Source organism: Cellulophaga sp. 20_2_10 (assembly GCF_023476645.1).
Classification (GTDB): domain Bacteria; phylum Bacteroidota; class Bacteroidia; order Flavobacteriales; family Flavobacteriaceae; genus Cellulophaga.
Window position 1 is genome coordinate 1 of the sequence record NZ_JAMCOJ010000042.1, and the last position, 1,469, is coordinate 1,469.

Annotated in this window: 1 protein-coding gene; it reads right to left on the reverse strand. The window is 39.3% G+C overall.

Annotated elements, in window-relative coordinates; translation table 11 throughout:
• Positions 1 to 39: 39 nt before the first annotated feature.
• On the reverse strand, positions 40 to 1,113 hold the full coding sequence (locus M4I21_RS18435) for an IS110 family RNA-guided transposase (protein WP_249560696.1): 1,074 nt from the start codon (positions 1,111 to 1,113) through the stop codon (positions 40 to 42).
• Positions 1,114 to 1,469 lie beyond the last annotated feature (356 nt).

The following is a 1,469-nucleotide window of genomic DNA, read 5'->3' on the forward strand; positions in this document are numbered from 1 at the left end:
TAGGTACTGTGTTAAAAAACAAGTTTTTTCTTTAATAATTTAGGAAACAGGTTGATTTATCAAACTGTTATCCCGCGCAGCAAGAGCTTTATGCTTTTGCTGCTTTTTTATTTCGAATTTAGCATCATAATTTTCTTCGTTCTTCCATAAGGTATACATTAAAATCAATAGTTTTCTCTGCACCGCTACAAGGGCCACCAATGGCTTTGCCTTGTTCGGTTTCAGTCTATTATAAAACAGCTTTAATGTTGGGTTACAGCGTACACAGGTCATCGAGGGCATGTGCAGTACCGCCCTTATATGGCTGTTCCCTTTTTTACTGATCCTGGTCTTTCCCTTGAAGTTTCCCGATTCCCGTAATACCACATCATAACCGGCATAGCTCGCCAACTGCTTAGCATTTACTATAGATTCAAAACCCAGGGTTTCTCCGATTACCGTAGCTGCCGATATAAAGGATATACCGGGGATGCTTGTCAAATAATCGAGTTTCCTTTTCAATACTTCATTTTTAGAGATCAGAAGTTGCATATCTTCTTCGACCGACGCTATCTGGGTGTTTAGAAGCTTTAATCTGATCTTGTGCCTTTTCAATGCCCTTGCATTGTTATGAACACTTGATGCGATAGCACCTTGGCGATTGGTCTCCATCGTTCTATCGTTCAGCAATGAACTACGTTCCCTGCTCAATCCTTTTAGCTCCTGTAGCTCCTCACTGGGCGGATGCCAAAGACGAATGTTCCTTTCTAGACCCAGCATACTGAGCATTCTACTGTCAAGTGCATCCGTTTTTGAACGTTGGTCCAAGCTCTGTGCATAGCGCTTTACACGGCCCGATTGCATTACACAAACTGAATAGCCCTGTTCATATAGATAATGCGCGATACCTTGGTGATATACTCCAGTAGCTTCCATCACCACCAATAGCTCCACCTCACTATCAACTGATGCCTTCAGCCATTTCAAGAGTACCTTATAACCCTTTAGATCATTGGATACATCAGGATGAGACTCGAATTCCTTAACTAGTTTTTCATTTAGGAAACCTAGGGATAATGATAAGTTCAATTTTGAAACATCGATGCCCAAACTCTGCTTTAAATACTTTTCCATTTCTTCGGTTTTTAAGCTGTAATTCTCTTTATCATCTTTGCTCGCACTTGATTCGATCTCTATCTAAAGGACCTAGGTACTGTTCAGATTCCAAGAAAATTATAGAAGGGCGGGATTTCTATGAAACGATATCACCTAATGTGTATCTAGCCGAGAACTCTCTGTCCCTCCTATTTTTGCTTTTGTTAATATCCAAGCTACTACTTTTATAAAAGTAGTAGCTTAAGAAGAGTAGTTAATCTATGCAACGATATCAATAATCTTGTATCTAGCCCAACCTCTAAATCTCTCTCCTTTATAATCTCTTTTATTTATATAATTATAGTATCTTCAAACTAAGAACCAAACATACGAGC